The organism is Streptomyces sp. NBC_01707, assembly GCF_041438805.1.
GTDB lineage: Bacteria > Actinomycetota > Actinomycetes > Streptomycetales > Streptomycetaceae > Streptomyces.
Window position 1 is genome coordinate 8,159,570 of the sequence record NZ_CP109190.1, and the last position, 20,522, is coordinate 8,180,091.

Annotated in this window: 17 protein-coding genes; 6 read left to right on the top strand and 11 right to left on the bottom strand. The window is 70.3% G+C overall.

The window, feature by feature from the left end:
• Positions 1–32: 32 nt before the first annotated feature.
• On the bottom strand, positions 33–539 hold the full coding sequence (locus OG963_RS36575) for an Lrp/AsnC family transcriptional regulator (RefSeq protein WP_030921777.1): 507 nt from the start codon (positions 537–539) through the stop codon (positions 33–35).
• A gap of 59 nt (positions 540–598) precedes the next feature.
• On the opposite strand from OG963_RS36575, the gene OG963_RS36580 reads away from it, so the two are divergent.
• Positions 599–1,810: a PLP-dependent aspartate aminotransferase family protein gene (locus tag OG963_RS36580; RefSeq protein ID WP_093777505.1), complete on the top strand. Its 1,212-nt coding sequence runs from the start codon at positions 599–601 to the stop codon at positions 1,808–1,810.
• Here the strand turns inward: OG963_RS36580 and OG963_RS36585 are convergent.
• The 3 genes from OG963_RS36585 to OG963_RS36595 form a co-directional block, all read right to left on the bottom strand.
• Positions 1,746–3,203 carry a GNAT family N-acetyltransferase gene (locus tag OG963_RS36585; RefSeq protein WP_319327412.1) on the bottom strand — a complete coding sequence of 486 codons (1,458 nt, stop codon included), beginning with the start codon at positions 3,201–3,203 and terminating at the stop codon, positions 1,746–1,748. The genes OG963_RS36580 and OG963_RS36585 overlap by 65 nt on opposite strands.
• Positions 3,204–3,761: 558 nt before the next feature.
• Positions 3,762–5,342 (bottom strand): alkaline phosphatase, encoded by a 1,581-nt coding sequence (locus tag OG963_RS36590; protein ID WP_371799847.1) that lies wholly within the window; start codon positions 5,340–5,342, stop codon positions 3,762–3,764.
• 203 nt (positions 5,343–5,545) lie between these two features.
• A complete protein-coding gene (locus OG963_RS36595; protein ID WP_093777511.1) occupies positions 5,546–6,376 on the bottom strand; it encodes an alpha/beta fold hydrolase in 831 nt (276 codons plus the stop codon).
• Positions 6,377–6,567: 191 nt separating this feature from the next.
• On the opposite strand from OG963_RS36595, the gene OG963_RS36600 reads away from it, so the two are divergent.
• Positions 6,568–7,461: an RNA polymerase sigma-70 factor gene (locus OG963_RS36600; RefSeq protein WP_093777513.1), complete on the top strand. Its 894-nt coding sequence runs from the start codon at positions 6,568–6,570 to the stop codon at positions 7,459–7,461.
• Between the two features lie 256 nt (positions 7,462–7,717).
• Positions 7,718–8,485 (top strand): GntR family transcriptional regulator, encoded by a 768-nt coding sequence (locus OG963_RS36605; protein ID WP_030921797.1) that lies wholly within the window; start codon positions 7,718–7,720, stop codon positions 8,483–8,485.
• A 49-nt stretch (positions 8,486–8,534) separates the two neighbouring features.
• Here OG963_RS36605 and OG963_RS36610 read toward each other — a convergent pair whose 3' ends face one another.
• From OG963_RS36610 to OG963_RS36620, 3 genes are all read right to left on the bottom strand, one after another.
• The gene (locus OG963_RS36610; RefSeq protein WP_030921799.1) at positions 8,535–9,692 is read right to left on the bottom strand and encodes an ROK family transcriptional regulator; all 1,158 of its coding nucleotides are present in this window, start codon (positions 9,690–9,692) and stop codon (positions 8,535–8,537) included.
• A 99-nt stretch (positions 9,693–9,791) separates the two neighbouring features.
• Entirely contained in the window at positions 9,792–10,442 is a 651-nt protein-coding gene (locus OG963_RS36615; protein WP_093777515.1) for a response regulator transcription factor, read from the bottom strand.
• Between the two features lie 4 nt (positions 10,443–10,446).
• Positions 10,447–11,619, bottom strand: a complete 1,173-nt coding sequence (locus OG963_RS36620; protein ID WP_093777517.1) for a sensor histidine kinase — start codon at positions 11,617–11,619, stop codon at positions 10,447–10,449.
• Positions 11,620–11,727: 108 nt separating this feature from the next.
• On the opposite strand from OG963_RS36620, the gene OG963_RS36625 reads away from it, so the two are divergent.
• The 3 genes from OG963_RS36625 to OG963_RS36635 all read left to right on the top strand — a co-directional run bounded on the left by OG963_RS36625 (position 11,728) and on the right by OG963_RS36635 (position 13,961).
• Positions 11,728–12,666, top strand: a complete 939-nt coding sequence (locus OG963_RS36625; protein ID WP_093777519.1) for an ATP-binding cassette domain-containing protein — start codon at positions 11,728–11,730, stop codon at positions 12,664–12,666.
• A gap of 2 nt (positions 12,667–12,668) precedes the next feature.
• Positions 12,669–13,406, top strand: a complete 738-nt coding sequence (locus OG963_RS36630) for an ABC transporter permease (protein ID WP_319739938.1) — start codon at positions 12,669–12,671, stop codon at positions 13,404–13,406.
• Between the two features lie 117 nt (positions 13,407–13,523).
• Positions 13,524–13,961, top strand: coding sequence for a hypothetical protein (locus tag OG963_RS36635; RefSeq protein WP_093777523.1), 438 nt, complete (start codon positions 13,524–13,526; stop codon positions 13,959–13,961).
• 67 nt (positions 13,962–14,028) lie between these two features.
• Here OG963_RS36635 and mug read toward each other — a convergent pair whose 3' ends face one another.
• From mug to OG963_RS36655, 4 genes are all read right to left on the bottom strand, one after another.
• A complete protein-coding gene (gene mug, locus OG963_RS36640) occupies positions 14,029–14,586 on the bottom strand; it encodes a G/U mismatch-specific DNA glycosylase (protein ID WP_319327424.1) in 558 nt (185 codons plus the stop codon).
• 19 nt (positions 14,587–14,605) lie between these two features.
• Positions 14,606–16,048: an adenylosuccinate lyase gene (gene purB / locus OG963_RS36645; protein ID WP_319327427.1), complete on the bottom strand. Its 1,443-nt coding sequence runs from the start codon at positions 16,046–16,048 to the stop codon at positions 14,606–14,608.
• Positions 16,049–16,219: 171 nt separating this feature from the next.
• Positions 16,220–17,503, bottom strand: a complete 1,284-nt coding sequence (locus tag OG963_RS36650; protein WP_371800347.1) for an APC family permease — start codon at positions 17,501–17,503, stop codon at positions 16,220–16,222.
• A 165-nt stretch (positions 17,504–17,668) separates the two neighbouring features.
• A complete protein-coding gene (locus OG963_RS36655; protein WP_371799848.1) occupies positions 17,669–20,362 on the bottom strand; it encodes an FG-GAP-like repeat-containing protein in 2,694 nt (897 codons plus the stop codon).
• Positions 20,363–20,522: the final 160 nt, after the last annotated feature.

A 20,522-nucleotide genomic window follows, 5' to 3' on the forward strand; every position in this document is an offset into this window, starting at 1 on the left:
TTTGGTCATGCGGCCGCGGTGGCCGGACTCGATCATTCGGTCTCCGCGGACCGTCCTGAGGCGGCGGATGACGGAGGCAGCAGCGGCCCGCACTCCCACTGCTGGAATATCAGCCGGGTCTCCACCCGGGCCACCTCGCGCCGCGAGGTGAACTCGTCCAGCACCAGCCGCTGCAGATCCGCGGTGTCCGCGACCGCCACATGGACCAGGTAGTCGTCAGGGCCGGTCAGATGGAAGAGCGCGCGGGACTCCGGCAGCGCCCTGATCCGTTCGACGAACGGACCGATGAGTTCCCTGCGGTGGGGGCGGACCTGTACCGAGAGGAGCGCCTCCAGACCGCGTCCGAGCCGGGCCGGGTCGAGACGGAGTTGATGGCCGAGAATCACCCCCGAGCGTCGCAGCCGGGTCACCCGGTCCAGGCAGGTCGACGGTGCGACCCCGACCTCCGTGGCCAGCTCTCGGTAGGTGGTCCGGGCATCGTTCTGCAGCAGCCGCAGAATGTGCAGATCCACCGGGTCCAGAACGACGGAATCGGTCATTCGTCGAACGTAGCACGGCACTTCACCATGCCGGTCCGGGGACTGTTCAGAGTGGTGTCATGGACACCGAAGCCTCGCCGCTGCCCTCGACGACACCCCGGTCGAGGGCGCTGGCCACCGAAGCAGTGCACGCCGGACGCGACGACCTCGCTGCACTCGGCCTGCACGCCCCGCCGATCGATCTGTCCACCACCTACCCCTCGTACGACTCCAGGGGAGAGGCGGAACGGATCGACGCCTTCGCCACCACCGGCGCCAGGCCGGACGGGCCGCCCGTCTACGCCCGGCTCGACAACCCGACCACGGCCCGGTTCGAGACGGCACTCGCCCGGCTCGAAGGGACCGCGAGTGCCGTGTCGTTCGCCAGTGGAATGGCGGCGCTCACCGCCGTCCTGCTGGCCCGCGCGAGCATGGGGCTGCGCCATGTGGTCGCCGTCCGCCCGCTCTACGGATGCAGCGACCACCTCCTCGGTGCCGGACTGCTGGGCACCGAAGTCACCTGGACCGATCCGGCGGGCATCGCGGGGGCCATCCGTCCGGACACAGGTCTGGTGATGGTCGAGACGCCGGCGAACCCGACGCTCGCCGAGGTCGACATCCGCGCGCTCGCCCACTCCTGCGGCTCGGTGCCGCTGCTCGTCGACAACACCTTCGCCACCCCCGTCCTGCAACGGCCCGTCGAGCACGGGGCCAGGATCGTCCTCCACAGCGCCACCAAATATCTGGGCGGACACGGCGATGTGATGGGCGGGGTCGTCGCCTGCGACGAGGAGTTCGCGGCCCGGCTGCGCCAAGTCCGCTTCGCCACCGGCGGGGTGCTGCATCCCATGGCCGGGTATCTGCTGCTGCGCGGGCTCTCCACCCTGCCGGTTCGGGTTCGGGCCGCTTCCACGAGCGCCGCCGAACTGTGCCGCCGGCTGACCGCCGATCCACGCATCGCCCGGGTCCACTACCCGAAGGTGGGCGGCGCGATGGTGGCGTTCGAGGTGTACGGCGATCCGCATCGGGTGATCTCCGCGGTACGGCTCATCACCCCGGCGGTCAGCCTCGGCAGCGTCGACACCCTGATCCAGCACCCGGCCTCCATCAGCCACCGCATCGTGGATGAGGGAGACCGGCAGGCCGCGGGCGTCGGGGACCGGCTGTTGCGCATGTCGGTCGGCCTGGAGGACGTCGAGGACCTGTGGGCCGACCTGTGTCAGGCGCTCAGCGACCCGCCTGCTCGTACGGCGGCAGGGACCGTACCGGAGTGGCTTCCAACCGGGCGGTGATGACGAGCGTGCCCTCCTCGATCTGGTAGTCGAGAGGCAGCGCGAGGGCCCGCATCGCGGCGACCATGCCGGTGTTGGACGCCTGGGTGACCGCGTAGACGCTCTCGCAGCCGGCCTCGATGGCGAGCGTCACCAGACGGCCCAGCAGCTCGGAGCCGATGCCACGACGCTGCCAGTCGTCCTCGACGAGGAGGGCCACCTCGGTCTCGTCGCCGTCCCAGAGGAGGTGGCCGAGGGCGACGAGCCGGCCGGAGGCCGTCTGAACGGCCAGGGTGCGACCGAACCGGGGGCTCAGCAGGTGGTCCAGATAGCGGTCGGCGTCACGGACCGGGCCGTGGTACCGCAGCCGCAGTGTCTGATCGGAGCAACGGTCGTGCATGGCGCGGGCGGCTGCCAGGTCGCTCTGGTCCGCGCGGCGCACGGTGATCTCGTTGCCCTCGGGGAGCGTGAGCACGTGCTCGCTGCGCGGGACGCGGGGGCCGAGCCGCGCGTCGAGTTCGACCAGGGCGCGGGCCCGGGCGAACTCGGTCGGCGTGAAGGGAAGATAGGGGCGTTCGATGGTGATCGCACCGCCGGACGGGTCACGCAGCCGCATCACGGTCTCTTCCAGCACCCCCTCGATCGGCGTGGTCTCGCCGGTGGCGCGGCCACTGATCGACACGGCGGGGAGCGAGTGGATGGTGCAGCGGCCGAGCAGCTGACGCAGGGCGAGCGGGAGTTCGGCCGCATCCAGGGCCGTGCGCGTGGCGAGGCCCAGAATGCGCGTCGGGGCGTCCACCAGATCGTGTGCGTCCGCACGCTCGATCCAGGTGGAGCTGCCACCGGCGGCGGAGACGGCCCGGCTCAGCTGCTGCATCTGGAGCGGGGCCGGGGCACGCAGCAGGAACTCGTCGACCGTCCCCTCGGCCAGCGGGTGCGTCTGCAGGGTGAGGATGTCGACCCGGTGCCGGGCGAGCGCGATGCACAGCGCGGCCAGGCTGCCGGGCGTGTCCCGGACAGTGGTACGCATCCGCCACAGCACCGTTTCCCCGGTGGAGAGGGCAGGGCCCGCGGTGGGCGTGGTCACCGGAGCGACGGCGCCGGCGTGTGCGGCGACGGTCAGGCGTTCGGTGGAACGGTCCGGGCCCGAGCTGTCGGGGGCGGTGATCAGGCCGTCGGCGGTCGGGGGCGGCGCGTGGCTGTGCCGCCGTGCCCACCATGTGTGGAACGTGGCCGTCGCGGTGAGCGCCACGGCCGAGGCGACCAGCAGATACGGGCCGTCCGGCTGGTGTCCGATCAGGTTGGCGATCGCGTCGGCCACCGCCACCGCGGTGAACAGGGCGGCCAACTCGATCAGGTCCCGCCGCCAGTGGTGGGGGCGGCGGGCACTCTTCGCAGATGTCACATCAGTCATGGCTCCACTGTGACGGAGCGGTGTTGCCTGATCACGAACGCCTTGTGACTGATGGGTTAAGTGTGGATCTAGTCCCCTATGGCCGGTTTTTGGCCGGTCAATGTCTTGAGTGATTACGGTTGTGGCGGTGTGTGCGCGGGCTGCGGCAGCTTGTGAATGCTTGGCGGCGGGTGCGGGTGCGGGTGCGGGTGCGGTGCGGGCAGCGAGTGGCGTGGTGGGGCGGGCCGATCGGAGACCGACCCGGTTACGGTGATGCGCGCCCGGTTACGGCGAGGCGCTTCCGGTTACGGCACGATGTCCACGGCCGTCGGCCCCACACCCTGCTCCCAGGCGGACCGCGGCCGCATGCGCGGACTCCGGGCGGAGAACGGCCGGCTTCCTGCCGAAACAGGGTCGTGTCCAAGCGGCCGAGCGAGTGGCCGGGCCAGGAGGACTCCAGGGCGGACGCGGACCGAGGCCTGTGACGACCGGGTCACGCAAGACCGTGGAACCCACCTCTGACGATCGGCCCCGGACAGCCGTCCGAGGCCTCCGCCCACGTCGGTCAGCGGCGCGGTCTCACTGGCCGACGCGTCCCGGCCGCAGAACCTTGCTGAACAGCACCGAACCGCCCTGAGCCCGCAGCCGCACAGTCAACTCGCCGCTGCCGCCGTCGATGTCGACCTCGCCGAAGAACTGCGGCGACTCCATCGGCGACACATTCGCCCGGTCGGGCGCCCGCACGAAGACCTGGTCGGGACCGAACGTGCTGTCCAGCGCATTGGCGGGGAAACCACCGGCGGCCAGCGGCCCCGACACGAACTCCCAGAACGGTGCGAAGTCCTTGAACGCCGCGCGCTCCGGGGCGTAATGCTGCGCCGATGTGTAGTGCACATCGGCCGTCAGCCAGAGTGTGCCGGTGATCCGGCGGTGCTTGATGAACCGCAGCAGTTCCGCGATCTGCAGCTCACGGCCGAGCGGGGCGCCGGGATCGCCCTGCGCCACCGCTTCGAAGTCCGTCGCACCGTCCGTGACGACAAGTCCCAGCGGCATGTCCGCGGCGATCACCTTCCATACCGCGCGGGACCGCGACAGCTCGCGCTTGAGCCAGTCGAGCTGCTCGGCGCCGAGGATGCCCGTGGTGTCGTCGGGCTGCCGGCCGGGGGAGTTGGCGTTGCGGAACGACCGCATGTCGAGGACGAACACGTCGAGCAGCGGGCCGTGCCGCACCACACGGTGCACCCGGCCGTCGCCGGACGACTCGTGCAGGGTGGACACAGGGAAGTACTCGCGGAACGCCCGCATCGAACGCGCGGCCAGGACGTCGACGTTCTTCTCGGTGTACCGGACGTCGTCCAGGATCTGTCCCGGGTACCAGTTGTTGCGCACCTCGTGGTCGTCCCACTGGATGATCGACGGCACCTGCGCGTTGAACTTCCTCAGGTTGTCGTCCAGGAGGTTGTAGCGGAAGTTCCCGCGGTACTCGGCGAGCGTCTCGGCGACCTTCGCCTTCTCGTCGGTGGTGACGTTGCGCCAGACCCGGCCGTCGGGCAGCGTCACGCTCGGCTCGATCACCCCGTCCGCGTAGATGTTGTCACCGCTGCAGAGAAAGAAGTCCGGGTCGAGACGGCGCATCTCGTCGTACACCCGGTAGCCGCCGATGTCGGGGTTGATGCCCCAGCCCTGTCCCGCGATGTCGCCGGACCACAGGAAGCGGACTCCGTCACGGCGCCGGGCGGGCGCGGTACGGAACGTCCCGTACACCGGCTCACCGGTCCGGCGCGGATCGTCCGGGTCGGCGAGCGTCACCCGGTAGTGCACCTGCTCGCCCGCGGGCAGCCCGTACAGCGGCGTCGTGCCGGTGAAGTCGGTACCGGAGCCCACCAGAGGCCCGTGCCAGGTGCGCGCCCGCCGGAACGACTCCGTCGCCGACGTCTCCACGATCATCCGCGCCGGACGGTCCGAACGTACCCAGACCAGGGCGGACGATGCGGTGACATCACCCACCTGCACGCCCCAGGCCGCGCGCGGTCGGCCGGACAGGGCGAAAGCGGGGGCTGCCGTCGCCGTCAAGGGGAGCGTGAGCGCGGCCGAAGCGGCGAGTGAACCGCGCAGCACAGTGCGGCGGTCGGGCGAAGGGATGCGCGGACGGTACGACATGGAGGCGCCTCCGGGGGCAACGGGACAGAGGTACGGGTGGCCGGTCGACGGGCCCCACTTTTGTGCCCGTCGGCGGCGAGCACACCAACCTCAGATGAACAGCGGCCGCGCCACGCGTCGATGTCCCGTCCGTGCAGCTCCCGTTGGGTGATCTGCGGCGCGCCGTGCCGCTCGGTGAAGCCGGCCCGGAGGCCTCCGCCTGTTCAGCGACTGGTGTCGAGGATGACGCGTGCCACGAGCGCCGGATCGTCGTTCATCGGCACGTGCCCGCAGCCGGGCAGCCGCACCAGCCGGGCACCGGGGATGGTGTGCTTGGCCCTGATCCCCTGCCGGCGCAGCAGCAGACGGTCGCGACTGCCCCAGGCGACAGTGACCGGGAGCCCCGGCACATCGTCGGTGAACGCGACACTCCGTCCGACGGCGAGCGTCTCGTGGAATCCGGCCGCCTCGCGCAGGGCGACGGTCTCCGAGACGACCGCCTCGGGTGAACGGCGGCCGGGTCGCGCGTAGATGGTGCTCGTCAGCGCGGCACGCCCGGCCGCGCTGCGCGAGAGCCCTTCGATCAAGGGCATCGGCATGGCGAGTGCGCCCTGTCGCATGGCCCGCAGCGTCGCGAACGCGTAGCGTCGCTCGCTCTGTGTCCAGAAACCGGCGGGGGACAGCGCCGTCACCGACCGTACGAGCTTCTCGCGGCCCAGCTCCAGTGCCAGCAGTCCACCGAGCGAGTTCCCTGCGACATGCGGCCGTTCGACGCCGAGCGCCTCACAGAACGCGCCGAGCACCGGCACCACGCTCCCCAGGTCGTACGGAACACCGTCCGGGAGCCCCGGGGAGACGCCGAACCCGGGCAGATCCACGGCTATGACATCCCGCTCCGGTGCCAGCGCGGGCAGCACCGGATCCCAGGCCTGGTGGTGGTGTCCGATGCCGTGGAGCAGCAACAGCGGCTCTCCGGAACCGGTCCGTTCGTACGCCACGGACACGGTCCGCGGACCTCGGGGTGAGTCGACGCTGAACGAGACCGTGCTGGTCATGCTGCTGCTCCCAGGGGTGGGCGATGCGTGAAGGGCTGGAGTGCCCAGTTCCGGACAGGGCCGTGCGCGTGGTGTCGGCCGGAGCGGTTCAGACGCCTCGTCGACAACAATTACCGTTCGGTAGCCTGCAGTTCAAGGGCACCGGGCAATTCGGGCTGGACACGGCACGACGCGTCGGCTGGGATGGAGCGGTGACCACCGACACCGTGACCGACGTCTTCGAAGAACACCGGCCCGTCCTCACCGGGGTCGCCTACCGCATGCTCGGCCGGATCGCCGACGCCGAGGACGTGGTGCAGGAGGCGTGGCTGCGCTGGTCGTCCGCATCGCGCGAGGACGTACGGGAGCCGCGGGCTTTTCTCGTGCGGATCACCACCCGCCTCGCCGTCGACCGGCTGCGGCAGTTGCAGTCGCGGCGCGAGGCGTACGTCGGACCCTGGCTGCCCGAACCGCTCGTCACCGACTTCGGACCCGCTGTTCCCGACACCGCCGAGCAGGCTGTCCTCGCCGACTCCGTATCGGTCGCCGTGCTCGTCGTCCTCGAATCGCTCTCCCCGCTGGAGCGCGCGGTCTTCGTCCTGCGCGAGGCCTTCGGCTTCCCCTACGGGGAGATCGCCACGACCCTCGACCGGACCGAGGCTGCGGTACGCCAGCTCGCCGGGCGTGCCCGGCGGCATGTGGAGGAGCGCAAGCCGCGTTACGACGTCGACCCGGCCCAGCGCCGTGACCTCACGGAACGGTTTCTCGCCGCGGCGGCGGGCGGCGACATCGAGGAGCTGCTGGCGCTGCTCGCGCCCGATGTGCGGCTGGTCGGCGACAGCGGCGGGAAGTCGAAGGCGCCGCTGCGGATCATCGAGAGTCAGGACAAGGTCGGCCGCTTCCTCATGGCCGTCGCCCACGTCCCGCCTTCGGGCATGGAGATCCGATTCCTGGAACTCAACGGCGGTCCGGCCCTGCTGGTACTTTTGGACGGAAAGCCCGATTCGGTCTTCCAGATCGACATCAGGGACGGTGTCATTCAGTGCGTATATGTCGTCCGAAATCCTGACAAGCTCGTCAGCTTGGACGTCGAAGAGCCTTCCTGATCCGACGCCCCGCCTCGGACATCTGCCTCCACCGAAGCCCCACGGACCCGCCGGACGTGGGGCTTTGTGCTGCGCGTACCTCACGGCATCACGAACGTCCTGTGAACGCTCTGCGGCAGATGCCGTTTCGCTGCGTGACGGAGCAAGGATTGGTCTTGACCAAGGGGGTGTGCCGTCCTATGGTCTCAACGTTAAGACAGGAACCTTTAATAAATAACGTCGCGGAAAAAGACGCTGGGTGATTGCGGAGGACAGGGTGGGGACCACGCAGCTGGAATCGGTACAGGAGCCGAAGTACTGGCACCTCAAGACCGTGCTCAGTGAGGCACTCGACTCGGACTTTGCGGTGGGAGAGATCCTGCCCAACGAGCGTGAGCTCGCTGCCCGGTTCGGCGTCGCACGGGCCACGCTCCGGCAGGCTCTGGAGCAGCTCGAACTCGAAGGCAGGCTGCAGCGCCGCCGTGGCGTCGGGACCACCGTGGCACCGCCGCGCCTGGGTGTGGCCGTCTCGACCGCGCAGCACGACTGGTCCGACGGCGTTGCCGGCGAGGCCTGGCAGGCCGTCGACTGCACGACCGCCGTCGCACCCGCCCCGGTGGTCGCCATGCTCGACGTGGAGGGCGACGAGCCCGTGCACATCGTCCGCCGGATCCGGGTCACCCAGGGACAGTCCGTCGCGGCGGAGCTCCTGTACGTACCGTCGTCATCCGTGCCCGAACTGTCAGCGATCGAGAACCCGTCGGGTCCCGCCCGCGCCCGCAGTGTCGTGCGCGAACTGCACCGTCTCGGCCTGGACGGCCAGGACCGTTCGGTGGAGCTCGGTTCGGCCCGTGCGGACGACGCCAAGGAGCTCGACCGCCTCCCCGGGGCGCCCGTCCTCGTCGTCACCACCCGCTACCTCGCCGCGGGAGGCACGGCCGCCGTGTCCGTCGCCACCTACCGGGCCGACACCTGCCGGCTCACCTTCGGCGCCTCGGGCGACCTGGAAATCAGTCACCCCGGCCAGGAGCGCAAGGCTTCCTGAGACCGGCCGGCCCTGCCGGCCCCGCACATGAACGCGCGGCCCGTCGCACTCAGCGGCGGGCCGTCACCGTGCCCTCCACCGCGAACAGCTGCTCCTCGACATGGTCGAGTGCCAGGCGCAGCGCGCCGGTGGCCACGGCCGCCTCGCCGAGCAGTGACAGCGCGACCCGCGGCGGCCGGAGACAGTACCGGGCCAGTTCGCCCCGCAGTGGATCAAGGACGCCGTCCAGTCCCGCGGCCCAGCCGCCGACGACCACCAGCTCCGGGTCGAGCGCCAGCACCAGAGCCGCCACATCGTGCACCAGGCGCTGGATGAACCGGTCGACCGCCGCCATCGCCCGCACGTCACCGTGGCGAGCCTGCGCGAACACCGCGGCGACGGCCTGCTCGTCCAACGGGTCCAGCGGCGTGTCCGTCGTCGACAGCAGCTTCTCCGGAGTGACTTCGCGGCCCAGCAGATGCAGCGCGCCGATCTCACCCGCCGCCCCACCGAAACCGCGGTGCAGCCGCCCGCCGATCAGCGAACCGGCTCCCGGACTCAGTCCGGCAAGGACGAACACGATGTCGTCGGACTCGGTGGCCGCGCCCTTCCAGTGCTCCGCCACGGCGGCCGCATTGGCGTCGTTCTCCACCAGGACCGGACACCGGAAGGAGCGCCGCAGCCGCTCACCGAGGGCGAGCCCGGTCCAGTCCGGCAGCGCGGTGCCCAGCCGTACCGTCCCGTCGGCCTCCACGATGCCCGGGCTGCCCACTCCGACCGCACGCAGACTGCTCCTGGCCACCCCGGTACGCCGCAGGAGATCGGCGACCACGGCTCTGACCCGATCGAGCCGGTCATCGGCGCAGGCGGTCTCCGACACCTCGCGTGATCCGGCACCGATGATCCGGCCGTCCAGCCCGGACAGCAGCGCGGAGACGCGGTGCGGACCGATCTCGATGCCGAGCAGATGCCCCGCCTCCGCGCGGAACCGGAACCGGCGGGCCGGCCTGCCCTGACGCCTGGCTTCACCCTCGTCGGGCGTCGCTTCGACGACCAGCCCGGCCTCGAAGAGCCCCTCGACGACGCCTTCCACCGTGGGCCGGGACAGACCCGTGATCCGGGTCAGGTCCGTGAGCGTGGGGGAGTGGGCACCCCTGAGAGCATGAAGCACCACCGCGGAATTGATCCGTCGCAGCAGCGACGGGTCCCCACCGGTCAGCCGGCCCACGGTGATTCCTTCCAGCTCGTGCGCATGTCAGGCGGATGCTACTCGCTGCCCGTCAGCAGGGCGACCGTGGGCCGCGACGGGTTCCGGGCGGGGCCGACGTCAGCTCGGAGCCACGAACCCGGACTCGTACGCGGCGATCACCGCCTGGGTCCGATCCCTGGCCCCCAACTTGGCCAGCACCGCGCTGACATGGGTCTTCACCGTCTCGACGCCGACCACGAGCTTGGCGGCGATCTCCGCATTCGACAGTCCCCGGGCCATCAACCGGAGCACCGCAGCCTCGCGCTCGGTGAGTGATGCGCGCTTCATGACTGCCTTCGCCTTGCTCGTCCCGTACTCGGCGGCGAGCTGTCGGACCGCGGCCGGGAACAGCAAGGACTCTCCCTCGGCGACCAGGCGCACCGCATGCACGATCTCAGCGGGCCGGGCGCGCTTGAGCAGGAAGCCGTCCGCCCCGGCGCGCAGCGCCTCGTACACGTACTCATCGTTCTCGAACGTCGTCACCACCAGGATCTTCGGCGGATCCGACACCGTGCGCAGCACCACCCGGGTGGCCTCGATGCCGTCCATCAAGGGCATCCGCACATCCATCGCCACCACATCGGGGCGCAACTTGTGCACCAGCGGGATCACTGCTGCGCCGTCGGCCGCCTCGCCCACCACCTTGATATCGGGCTGAGCCTCAAGGACCGCGCGCAGCCCCGCGCGTACGAGAGGCTCGTCGTCGACCAGAAGAACGGTAACCGGCATCCGATCAGCCTAGGCGGTCCAGCGGGAGGCTTGCGTGCACCCGCCACTCACCGTCGTACGGACCGGTCTTGGCCTTTCCGCCCAGGAGCGCGGCCCGCTCCCGTATGCCCCGCAGTCCGCTTCCGCCCCCGGGCGAGCCTGCCGATTCGGTGAGTGGATTCGCCACCTCCAGCTCGAGCCAACCGCCCGCCACCGTGATGCGCACCCGCACGGGGACGGTCCCGGAGTGGCGCAACACATTGGTGAGGGCTTCCTGCAGGATCCGGTAGCCCTCGCGTGACACCGGGCCCGGCACCAGCTCCACCGGGCCGGACATCTCGGCATCGACCTTCGCCCCCGAACCGCGCGCCGACTCCAGCAGCCGGTCCGCCTCTGCAAGTGTCGGCCGCTGACTCACCGGTGCGTCCGACTCGCGCAGGACCCGCAGCACCCGCTCCAGATCGTCCAGCGCATCCCGGCCCGTCTCCTCGATCGCGGCCAGCGCCCGCTCGGTGAACTCAGGATCCTTCGCCGCCCGCGCCGCGCCCGCCTGGACGACCGCGACCGTCAAGGCATGCCCGATCGAGTCGTGCAGCTCGCGTGCGATGCGATTGCGCTCCAGCAACTGCTCGGTGCGCTCCTCCAGTGCGGTCAGCCGCTCCACCGGCGACTGGCTGAGCAGCCACCGCGCAGCGGCCGTCACCAGCTTGCCGCACACCACCATGAAGGCCAGCAGCACCAGCAGGGGCAACGGCACGAACAGGATGTACCACGAGTGCGGCTCCACCCAGCGCAGGAGCCATTCGCCGCTCGGGCCCGCATCGGTCACGGTGAGCACCAGATCAACCGCCGTAGCGGGCAGCCACACCGTCGCGAACGTCGCCACGACGGACAGCAACAACCGCACTTCCAGCCAGGCCACGGTGCGCCAGCGGTCCGCCCAGGTCACCGCGGACGTGGCAGAGATCGATGCGTCCGGACTGCCCCGCTCGTCAGGCGTGAGCAACAACTGCGCCTGGACGCCCTCGGCGAGCCGCACGGCGGGCAGCAGTCCCACCGGCACGGCGAAGACCATCGGCGCCCACGGTCTATCGGGGGAGATGAACAGCCACACGCTGACGACGGCGGTCGGAATGAGCAGATGCAGCCAGCGGGTGTAGGTGACGGAGTCGGTCAGCGGACGGAGGAAGCGGCGCATGCTGCCATCGTGTCAGTGACCCCCAGCGAGGCGGCTCCCCCGTGCGAGGGAGATGATCCCCTCCGGTGGGGGAGGCCAGGAGCCGGGCGCGGCCGCCAGGCTGAGGACATGACCAGCATCGACGTCCATGAGCTCACCAAGGAATACGGGGCCACTCGCGCCGTGGACCGCCTCACGTTCAGCGTGCGACCCGGCCGGGTCACCGGCTTCCTCGGCCCCAACGGCGCCGGCAAGTCCACGACCATGAGACTTGTCCTCGGCCTGGACCGGCCGACGGGCGGCACGGCCACCATCGGTGGCCGGGCCTACACCACGCTCGACGATCCGCTGCGCCGGGTGGGCGCTCTGCTCGACGCCCAGGCCGCCCACGGCTCGCGGACCGCGCGGAACCATCTGCTGGCTCTCGCCACCAGTAACCGCATAGCTCCCACCAGGGTCGAAGAGGTGCTGGAGGAGGCGGGGCTCGGCCAGGTCGGTGGTCATCGGATCAAGACGTTCTCGCTCGGCATGCGACAGCGTCTCGGTATCGCGGCCGCATTGCTCGGGGACCCGGAAGTCGTGATGCTGGACGAACCGTCGAACGGGCTGGACCCGGAAGGCATCGTCTGGATCCGCGAACTGATGAAGCGGCTGGCCAGCGAGGGCCGCACGGTTCTGGTCTCCAGCCACCTGATGAACGAGACGTCGTCGTTCGCCGACCACCTGGTGGTCCTCGGCAGGGGCAGACTCCTCGTGGACCTGCCGATGCAGGACTTCCTCGACTCCCGCAGCCGCCCGCGCGTGCTCGTACGCACGACCGAGTCCAGCCGACTCCGTGACGTGCTGACCCGCAAGGGATACGCGTTGTCGCAGAGCGTCGACGGGCGCTGGACCGTCGAAGGGGCCAGGGCGGCGGAGATCGGGCGCATAGCCGCCTTCGAAGGTATCCCCATTCTTGAACTCGCGGATGAGCAGGCCAGCTTGGAGCAGGCGTATCTCGATCTCACGGCCGACGCTGCGGAATTCGCGTCCGCAGCGGCATCACCCACCACTCGTCAGGAGGTCTGACCATGTCGACTCTCGCAGTGCTCCGGTCCGAGTGGATCAAGATCAGATCGGTTCGGTCCGTGGCCGGCTCCCTGACAGCGGTCTTTCTGGCGACACTCGCCGTCACTGTGCTCGCGTTCGCCACCGTCGGCCAGGCCGAGGCGGACAACCCGGATGCCGATCCGGTCTTCGGCGCCTTCTACGCGCTGAACTTCGGTCAGATCGCGGCCATCAGCTTCGGCGCGACCGCGCTGTCTTCGGAGTACCTGAACGGTGCCCTGCGGGTATCGCTTGCCGCGGTGCCGCGCCGTGACCTGTTCTATGCGGCCAAGATGATGCTCGTCGGTGCACTCGCCCTGGTCGTCGGGCTCGTCACCAGCTTCACCGCCTTTCTGGTGGGGCAGTTGTTCATGGGGAAGTACGCGATCGGTCTGGGGGAACCAGGAGCCCTGCGAGCTGCTCTCGGCGGAGGGATATATCTGGCCCTGATGGCCCTGCTCGCGGCCGGCCTGACGGCTTTGCTGCGCAGCGCTGTCGCCGTACTGAGTCTGCTCATCCCGTTCATTCTGATCGTCTCCTTCGTGGTCGGAGACATCGCGGGCGGCGTCGCGCAGTATCTGCCCGACCGGGCAGGGCAGTTGGTGCTGCAACAGAATCCGGAGGGGGGTCTCGGCCCGTGGACCGGTCTTGCGGTCACAGCGGCCTGGGCGAGCGCCGCGCTGCTGACAGGCTGGTGGGCGATGCGGCGCAGGGACGCCTGAGAGCCGGACCGCCCACTGTCAGAGCCCTGGTGAGCTACGGCGTCGCGAGACGGCTGAGAATCCCTCAAGGTTCAGGCCAGGCAGGTGATTGTCAGTGCCGGGCGGTTTACTGGCGGCATGACGACCGCACATCACCTCCGCCTCATCGACGGGATGCGGGCCCGGGACTTCCCCGTGGAGCGCATCCAGTCGGGCTCAGGAGTCAGCGGGCCCGGCTACCACAGGGTGTCCTTGCATGCGGACGACGAGCATCGGGATGACGACGAGGCAGGGCGTCTGGAGCACCGGGCACAGTGTCTCGCGGAGCACGACGCGCTGCTGACGCTGCTCGAGGGGCGCTGGGGTGAGCCGCAGATGGTCGGTCTGTGGAGTGCGCAGGAGCGGATGATGGCAGGCGAGGAGATACCGGAGCCCTGGACCGACCCGGTCGCCGGATGCGAATACCTGCGACTCTGGCGCATCGAGGACCGGTGGATCGCGATGGGACTCCAGTTGCAGGAGGACGGCCCCGGCTGCGAACTGAGCGTCCTGGTGACGGAGATCGATCCGCCCTGACCGGCGACGGTGCCGATCCGACTCCGAGCGGTCCCGGGGGGCCCGAATCGTCGGAGCGGTTCGAGTCTCAGCCCGGACGACGGGAGTCGGTAGGGCCGACGGCCGCGCGCAGTCGCCCGTACTCCTCGGCCATGGTCCGAGCGGTCCAATGGGCGTTCAGACCGCTGGGGTTGGGCAGGGCCCAGACCCGAGCACCGCCGATCGTCCGGTCCTGCGGGCCGATCTGCGCGCGTCGGTCACCGAAGGCGGTCCGGTAGGCCGTGACGCCCACGACGGCGAGCCACTGCGGTCGCAGTCGCTCGACCTTGGCCGCCAGGATGACACCGCCCTCGCGGAACTCCTCGGCCGCCAGTTCGTCGGCGCGCGCCGTGGCGCGGGCCACCACATTGGTGATGCCCAGACCGTGGTCCAGCAGCTCGTTCTGTTCCGACGGCTTCAACTGGCGGGGGGTGAAACCCGACAGGTGGAGCACCGGCCAGAAGCGGTTGCCGGGGCGCGCGAAATGATGCCCCGTGGCGCCGGTCATCAGGCTCGGGTTGATTCCGCAGAACAACACACGCAGGCCGCCCGCGACCACATCGGGAACGGTGCGGTCGCGGGCGGCCTGGAGCTCTTCGGGTGTCATCCGGTTGTGGTTCCGGCCGTCAGAGGATGGAGCCCGGCGTGTATCCGGCGGCCTCCGGGTGCTGCTTGGTGATCTCCTCGATCCTGGCGACGAGCGCGGTGACCTGGTCGGCCGCCGCTCCCGTGAAGGAGAGCTTGTCGGCCATCAGGGCGTCGAGCTGGGCGCGGTCCAGCGGGATGCGGTCGTCGGCAGCCAGCTTGTCCAGCAGCTGGTTTCGCTCCGTGCCCTGCTCGCGCATGGCCAGGGCCGAGGCGACCGCGTTCTCCTTGATCGCCTCGTGGGCGACCTCGCGGCCGACGCCGGCGCGGACGGCACCCATCAGCACCTTGGTCGTGGCGAGGAACGGCAGATACCGGTCCAGTTCGCGGGCCACGACTGCGGGGAACGCCCCGAACTCGTCGAGCACCGTGAGGAAGGTTTCCAGCAGACCGTCGAACGCGAAGAAGGCGTCCGGGAGGGCCACCCGGCGGACCACGGAGCAGGACACATCGCCCTCGTTCCACTGGTCGCCCGCCAGCTCACCGGTCATCGAGGCGTAGCCGCGGAGGATCACCATCAGACCGTTGACACGCTCGCAGGAGCGGGTGTTCATCTTGTGCGGCATCGCGGAGGAGCCGACCTGACCCGGCTTGAAGCCCTCGGTGACCAGCTCGTGCCCGGCCATCAGCCGGATGGTCTTCGCGACGGACGAGGGCGCGGCGGCCAGCTGCACCAGCGCGGTCACCACATCGTAGTCGAGCGAGCGGGGGTAGACCTGACCGACCGAGGTGAAGGCCTGACCGAAGCCGAGGTGGCCGGCGATGCGCTGTTCCAGCTCGCCGAGCTTCGCGGCGTCGCCGCCCAGCAGATCGAGCATGTCCTGCGCCGTGCCGACGGGGCCCTTGATGCCGCGCAGCGGGTAGCGGCCCAGCAGGTCCTCGAGCCGTCCGTACGCCACGAGCAGCTCGTCCGCGGCCGTGGCGAAGCGCTTCCCGAGGGTGGTCGCCTGGGCGGCGACATTGTGGGAACGACCGGCGATGACCAGCTCGCTGTACTCGCCGGCCAGCCTGCCGAGCCGGGCGAGGACGGCCACCGTGCGGTCACGCATCAGCTCGAGCGAGAGCCGGATCTGCAGCTGCTCGACGTTCTCGGTGAGGTCGCGGGACGTCATGCCCTTGTGGACCTGCTCGTGCCCGGCGAGAGCGTTGAACTCTTCGATCCGTGCCTTCACGTCGTGCCGGGTGACCTTCTCACGCTCGGCGATGGACGCCAGGTCGACCTGGTCGAGGACCCGCTCGTAGTCGGCGAGGGCGGCGTCGGGCACCTCGATCCCGAGGTCCTTCTGAGCGCGCAGCACCGCCAGCCACAGCTGGCGCTCCAGCTTCACCTTCTGCTCGGGGGACCAGAGGACAGCCAGCTCGGTGGAGGCATAGCGGCCGGCCAGGACATTGGGGATGCGAGGCTTCGCAGACACAGCAGTCACGTGTCCAGATTCTACTGGCGGTTTCTGCAGGCCAGCGCCGCGGCCCGGTTTGTGGCTTACTACGAACGCGGTCGCTCGTGCGGGGGAGTGGCCCGGACCTCGGCTTCGGGCCTTCCGGTGTGGCCGGGCATGCTCCGCAGTCCGCCTTCACCCGCGTTGCCGGTTCCCGGTTCAGGAACGCGCGGTCCGCCCCCTGCGGAGGCCGAACGCAACCGCACCGAGCAGCGCCACCGCTGCGCCCGCCAGCACCGATGGCACGGGAAGGGCGACAGCGAGGACCAGGCAGCCGGCCAGACCGAGGACCGGAACCGCGCGCAAGGGGCGGCCCTCGGCCGGTGTGAGGGTGAGGGCGGACGCGTTGGCGATGGCGTAGTACAGCAGTACGCCGAAGGAGGAGAACCCGATCGCGCCACGGACATCGCCGGTGGCGGCGACGAGTGCGGCGACGGCGCCCACGGCGACTTCGGCACGGTGCGGGACGCCGAAACGGGGATGGACGGCGGCCAGGACGTGCGGCAGGTGGCGGTCGCGGGCCATCGCCAGCGTCGTACGGGAGACCCCGAGCAGCAGCGCGAGCAGCGAACCGAGCGCGGCGACCACCGCACCCGCGCGGACCACCGGCACCAGTGCGGGAGCGCCGGCGGCACGGGCCGCCTCCGCCAGTGGTGCTGTGGCATCGGCCAGCCGGGCGGGCCCGAGTACCGACAGCACCGCCATGCCGACGGCCGCGTACACGATCAGTGTGATCCCGAGAGCCACGGGGACGGCTCGTGGGATCGTGCGAGCCGGCTCCCGGACCTCCTCGCCCAGCGTGGCGATGCGGGCATATCCGGCGAAGGCGAAGAACAGCAGCCCAGCGGCCTGCAGGACTCCGCCCACCGTGGCGTCGGAACCCGGTGCCATTCGGGACGCCTGGACGACGCCGCCGGTGAGGCACGCGGTGACGACGGCTGCGAGGACCGCGAGGACCACGGCCACGATGACCCTGGTCAGCCATGCGGACTTCTGGACCCCCAGGCAGTTCACGGCAGTGAGCGCCACCACCGCGCCGACCGCCACCGCATGGGCCTGCCCGGGCCAGGCGTAGGCGCCGACGGTCAGGGCCATGGCCGCGCAGGAGGCCGTCTTTCCGACGACGAAAGTCCAGCCCGCCAGGTAGCCCCAGAACTCGCCCAGACGCTCACGCCCGTAGACGTACGTGCCGCCGGAGGCCGGATAGCGGGCCGCGAGCCGCGCCGACGACGTGGCGTTGCAGTACGCCACGACGGCGGCCACCGCCAGACCGATCAGGAGCCCCGACCCGGCCGCGCGGGCGGCCGGAGCGAGCGCGGCGAAGACACCTGCTCCGATCATCGAGCCCAGGCCGATGACCACCGCGTCGAATAGCCCCAGGCGACGCCTCAGTCCGTTGTCGCCCGCGCCGCTGTTCACACCATCGCCGGCCGCACCGCCCATCGCATCCACCCCGAGCTGCTCCCTTGCTTCACCTGCACCGCTGTACCGGCGCACCGTACAGATCGAAGGTGAACGAAACGGTGGCCGTCTGCCGCACCACATGACCGAAGCCCCTCGGGTCAGGCCGAGGGGCTCCGGTGTCCGTGTCCGGCGCGGGACGGGGAGTTACGGCGCCAGCGTCAGTCCGATCCGGATCCCGGTGGATGAACCGAGCGCCGACACCCCGTAGTAGAGGCCGGTGTCCGTCTTGATTCCTGAGGTGCTGGTGTTGTCGATCTGCAGGATCGTGCCGTTGTTGGCGTCCTCGCCGTCCGCGCCGATCGCGATGTCCGCCCGGCTGTAGCCGGAGAGGTCGGTGAGGGACACGGACGAGCCGAGTCGGTCGTTGGGCTCGGTGGCGCCGGGGATGCCCGTGGTGTCCTGGCTGTATCCGACGGCCCCGGTGCCGGTGGGGCCGGTGGCGGAGCCGCGGATCAGGAAGACCTGGCCGGCGTTGCTCTCGTTCACGCCGCTGCGGGTGATGTCCTCGCCCGGCGCGCCGGTGAGAATGTCGCCGTACCCGTCGAGGTCGACATCGCCGATGGAGACGGACGCTCCCATGTCGTCGCCGGTCTCGCCGCCGCCCGGTACACCGGTGGTGTCCTGGTGGATCGTCCTGCGGCCGGTCGAGGTCAGTCCGCCGGACGAACCGAACACGGCTGTCACCGCGCCACCCTTGGCGGTGTGCCCGGACTCGGTGGCGGACGGCTGGCCCACCGCCAGGTCGGTGGCGCCGTCGCCGTTGATGTCACCGGCGGCGAGCGAGCGTCCGCCGCGTGCGTCGAGGATGCCGACGCGCTGGAGTCCGGTGGTGGACCCCTTCAGCCACAGCAGGCGTCCGATGCCGCTCGGGTCGCGGTAACTGACGGCGGCGTCCGCGTAGCCGTCCTTGTTGAAGTCGCCGGTGACCGCGGCCGCGTAGCCCACGGCGGCGGTGTACGCGGCGCTGTTCAGGTAACCGGACCTGGCCGCACCGGTCTTCCCGTCCCAGACCCACCAGCGGCCGGGCTTGCCCGGCGCGACGGAGAAGATGTCGGCCTTGCCGTCGGCATTGAAGTCGCCGGCGGTGACGGTCGTACCGAGTTTCTCGCCGCCGATCCGGCCCGAAGCGGTGACCGAATAGCTCTTGCCGGTCGTGAGGGCGGGGCCGTACATCACGACGACGGTGCCGTTGTCGGCCTGCGTGATGTCCTCGCCGGGCCCACCGATGAGCAGGTCGGCGTGTCCGTCGCCGTTCACGTCGCCCCAGGCGTTGGACGAGCCGAACAGATCGCCCGCCTCGGAGCTGCCGGGCACCCCCGCACTGCTCTGGTTCAGCGTCCGCTTCGCCGTCGGGCTCGGGCCGTCCTCGGTGCCGGGCAGCACGGTGACGCTTCCGCTGCTGCTCGCCGCCTTCGGCAGGCCGACCACAAGGTCGGTGATGCCGTCCCGGTTGAAGTCGGTGGTCGGGATCGCGGCGTTGCGGGTGCCGTTGGTCGCGTACGTCCGGATGGCACCGAGCTTGGCGTACAGGTTCGCACCGGGGCACGCGGTGGCGAAGCCGTCGCGGTGTCCGGCGACGGTGTTGAACGTGACGTCACCGTCGGGGTGGGTGCTGCCGTCGGAGTCGGTGACGAGACGGGTCAGCGTCACCTTGGCGGTGGGGCTCACACCGTACTGGCCGAGCTTCCACGCGGCGATGCGTGCCGCGGACTGGAGCGCGGCCGGCGTCGGCCTGCCCGTCTCGAAGTTGCCGAGCAGGGAAATGCCCGTCGAGTAGGAGTTGAAGCCGTATGTGTGCGCCCCCTTGACCGGGAGATCGGTGCCGCCGGCGCGGCCCTCGAAGATCTGGCCGCACTTGTCGACCAGGAAGTTGTAGCCGAGGTCGTTCCAGCCTTCGGTCTTCACGTGGTACGTCATGATCGCGCGGATCATGGCGGCCGAGTCGCCACAGCTGTAGTTGTTCGTGTCGACGGTGTGGTGGATGAAGACCGCCTGCACCTTGTCGATGTACTCGGGCGGATCCTCGACCATCGACTCGTCGGCGCCCCACTGGGCGCGGCTGATGATCGGCGGCCGGTTGACGGTCGACGGCGGCGCGGTGGGCACGGGGGTGGGGGTGGCCGTGTCCGTGGGGGTGGCCGTCGCCGTCTCCGTCGGGGTGCCGGTGGCGGTCTCCGTGGGTGCGGTGGTCACCGTGGCCGACGGCGTGGCGGGATCGGTCGGTGTGGCGGAGTCCGTGGGAGCGTCGGCTGTGTCCGACACGGTGGGTGTCGGCGTCCCTTCCAGTGCGAACGCCGCGTTCTCCGGCCCGCTGGGTGCGGGGGTCGCCTCCGCCGGGTTCCTGGACTCGGTCTTGCTGACCCCTGGATCGACCATGTGCAGCTTCAGGTTCTTCGGCAGCGCCTTGCCCGACCGCCCCGACCCCACCTTCACCTGCACGGCGTCCGACGCCCCGACCCACATCGGCTCGGTGGCCCGGTTGGCGGCCGTCAGTTCCCGTCCGTCCGGCCCGTCGGCCGACACCTCCAGCTCGCGCCAGGGCGACCACTTGCCGGTCCCGGCAGCCCGTGTACGCACTTCGGCGGTGCCGTCGACCTCGGCCGCGCCGTCCCAGCCGATGCCGACCATCGAGAAGGCCGCGGTGTCCGTAGCCGGCAGTTGCCGCTCCCTGGCCGTGCCGCCGTCGATCGCGACCGACCGCAGCTTCGCCGGTCGAACCTCCGGCCCCTTGGGTTCGGCCGGGCCGTCGGACGGGTTGGCCATCGCCACCGTCACCACTCCGGCCCCACCGAGAACGACAGCGCCGACGGTCAGCCAGGCGCGGCGTTTCAGGCTCATCGGTCTGTACGCATGCGACGTGCGCGGGCTCAAATGCCCCACCCCTCAGAGAAGTTTGCTGGAGACCCACCCGTCACACAGGCGGCCTGGTGTACCCAGCGCACCCGGGGTTCGAAACGTCACAAGGATCAGTGAAGTGTGCCGTGAGTCACACGACTTG

Coding starts and splice junctions, on each gene's coding strand:
- OG963_RS36575 (WP_030921777.1), bottom strand. CDS start 539: ATGACCGATTCCGTCGTTCTGGACCCGGTGGATCTGCACATTCTGCGG.
- OG963_RS36580 (WP_093777505.1), top strand. CDS start 599: ATGGACACCGAAGCCTCGCCGCTGCCCTCGACGACACCCCGGTCGAGG.
- OG963_RS36585 (WP_319327412.1), bottom strand. CDS start 3,203: ATGACTGATGTGACATCTGCGAAGAGTGCCCGCCGCCCCCACCACTGG.
- OG963_RS36590 (WP_371799847.1), bottom strand. CDS start 5,342: ATGTCGTACCGTCCGCGCATCCCTTCGCCCGACCGCCGCACTGTGCTG.
- OG963_RS36595 (WP_093777511.1), bottom strand. CDS start 6,376: ATGACCAGCACGGTCTCGTTCAGCGTCGACTCACCCCGAGGTCCGCGG.
- OG963_RS36615 (WP_093777515.1), bottom strand. CDS start 10,442: ATGCCGGTTACCGTTCTTCTGGTCGACGACGAGCCTCTCGTACGCGCG.
- OG963_RS36620 (WP_093777517.1), bottom strand. CDS start 11,619: ATGCGCCGCTTCCTCCGTCCGCTGACCGACTCCGTCACCTACACCCGC.
- OG963_RS36625 (WP_093777519.1), top strand. CDS start 11,728: ATGACCAGCATCGACGTCCATGAGCTCACCAAGGAATACGGGGCCACT.
- OG963_RS36630 (WP_319739938.1), top strand. CDS start 12,669: ATGTCGACTCTCGCAGTGCTCCGGTCCGAGTGGATCAAGATCAGATCG.
- OG963_RS36635 (WP_093777523.1), top strand. CDS start 13,524: ATGACGACCGCACATCACCTCCGCCTCATCGACGGGATGCGGGCCCGG.
- mug (WP_319327424.1), bottom strand. CDS start 14,586: ATGACACCCGAAGAGCTCCAGGCCGCCCGCGACCGCACCGTTCCCGAT.
- OG963_RS36650 (WP_371800347.1), bottom strand. CDS start 17,503: ATGGGCGGTGCGGCCGGCGATGGTGTGAACAGCGGCGCGGGCGACAAC.
- OG963_RS36655 (WP_371799848.1), bottom strand. CDS start 20,362: ATGAGCCTGAAACGCCGCGCCTGGCTGACCGTCGGCGCTGTCGTTCTC.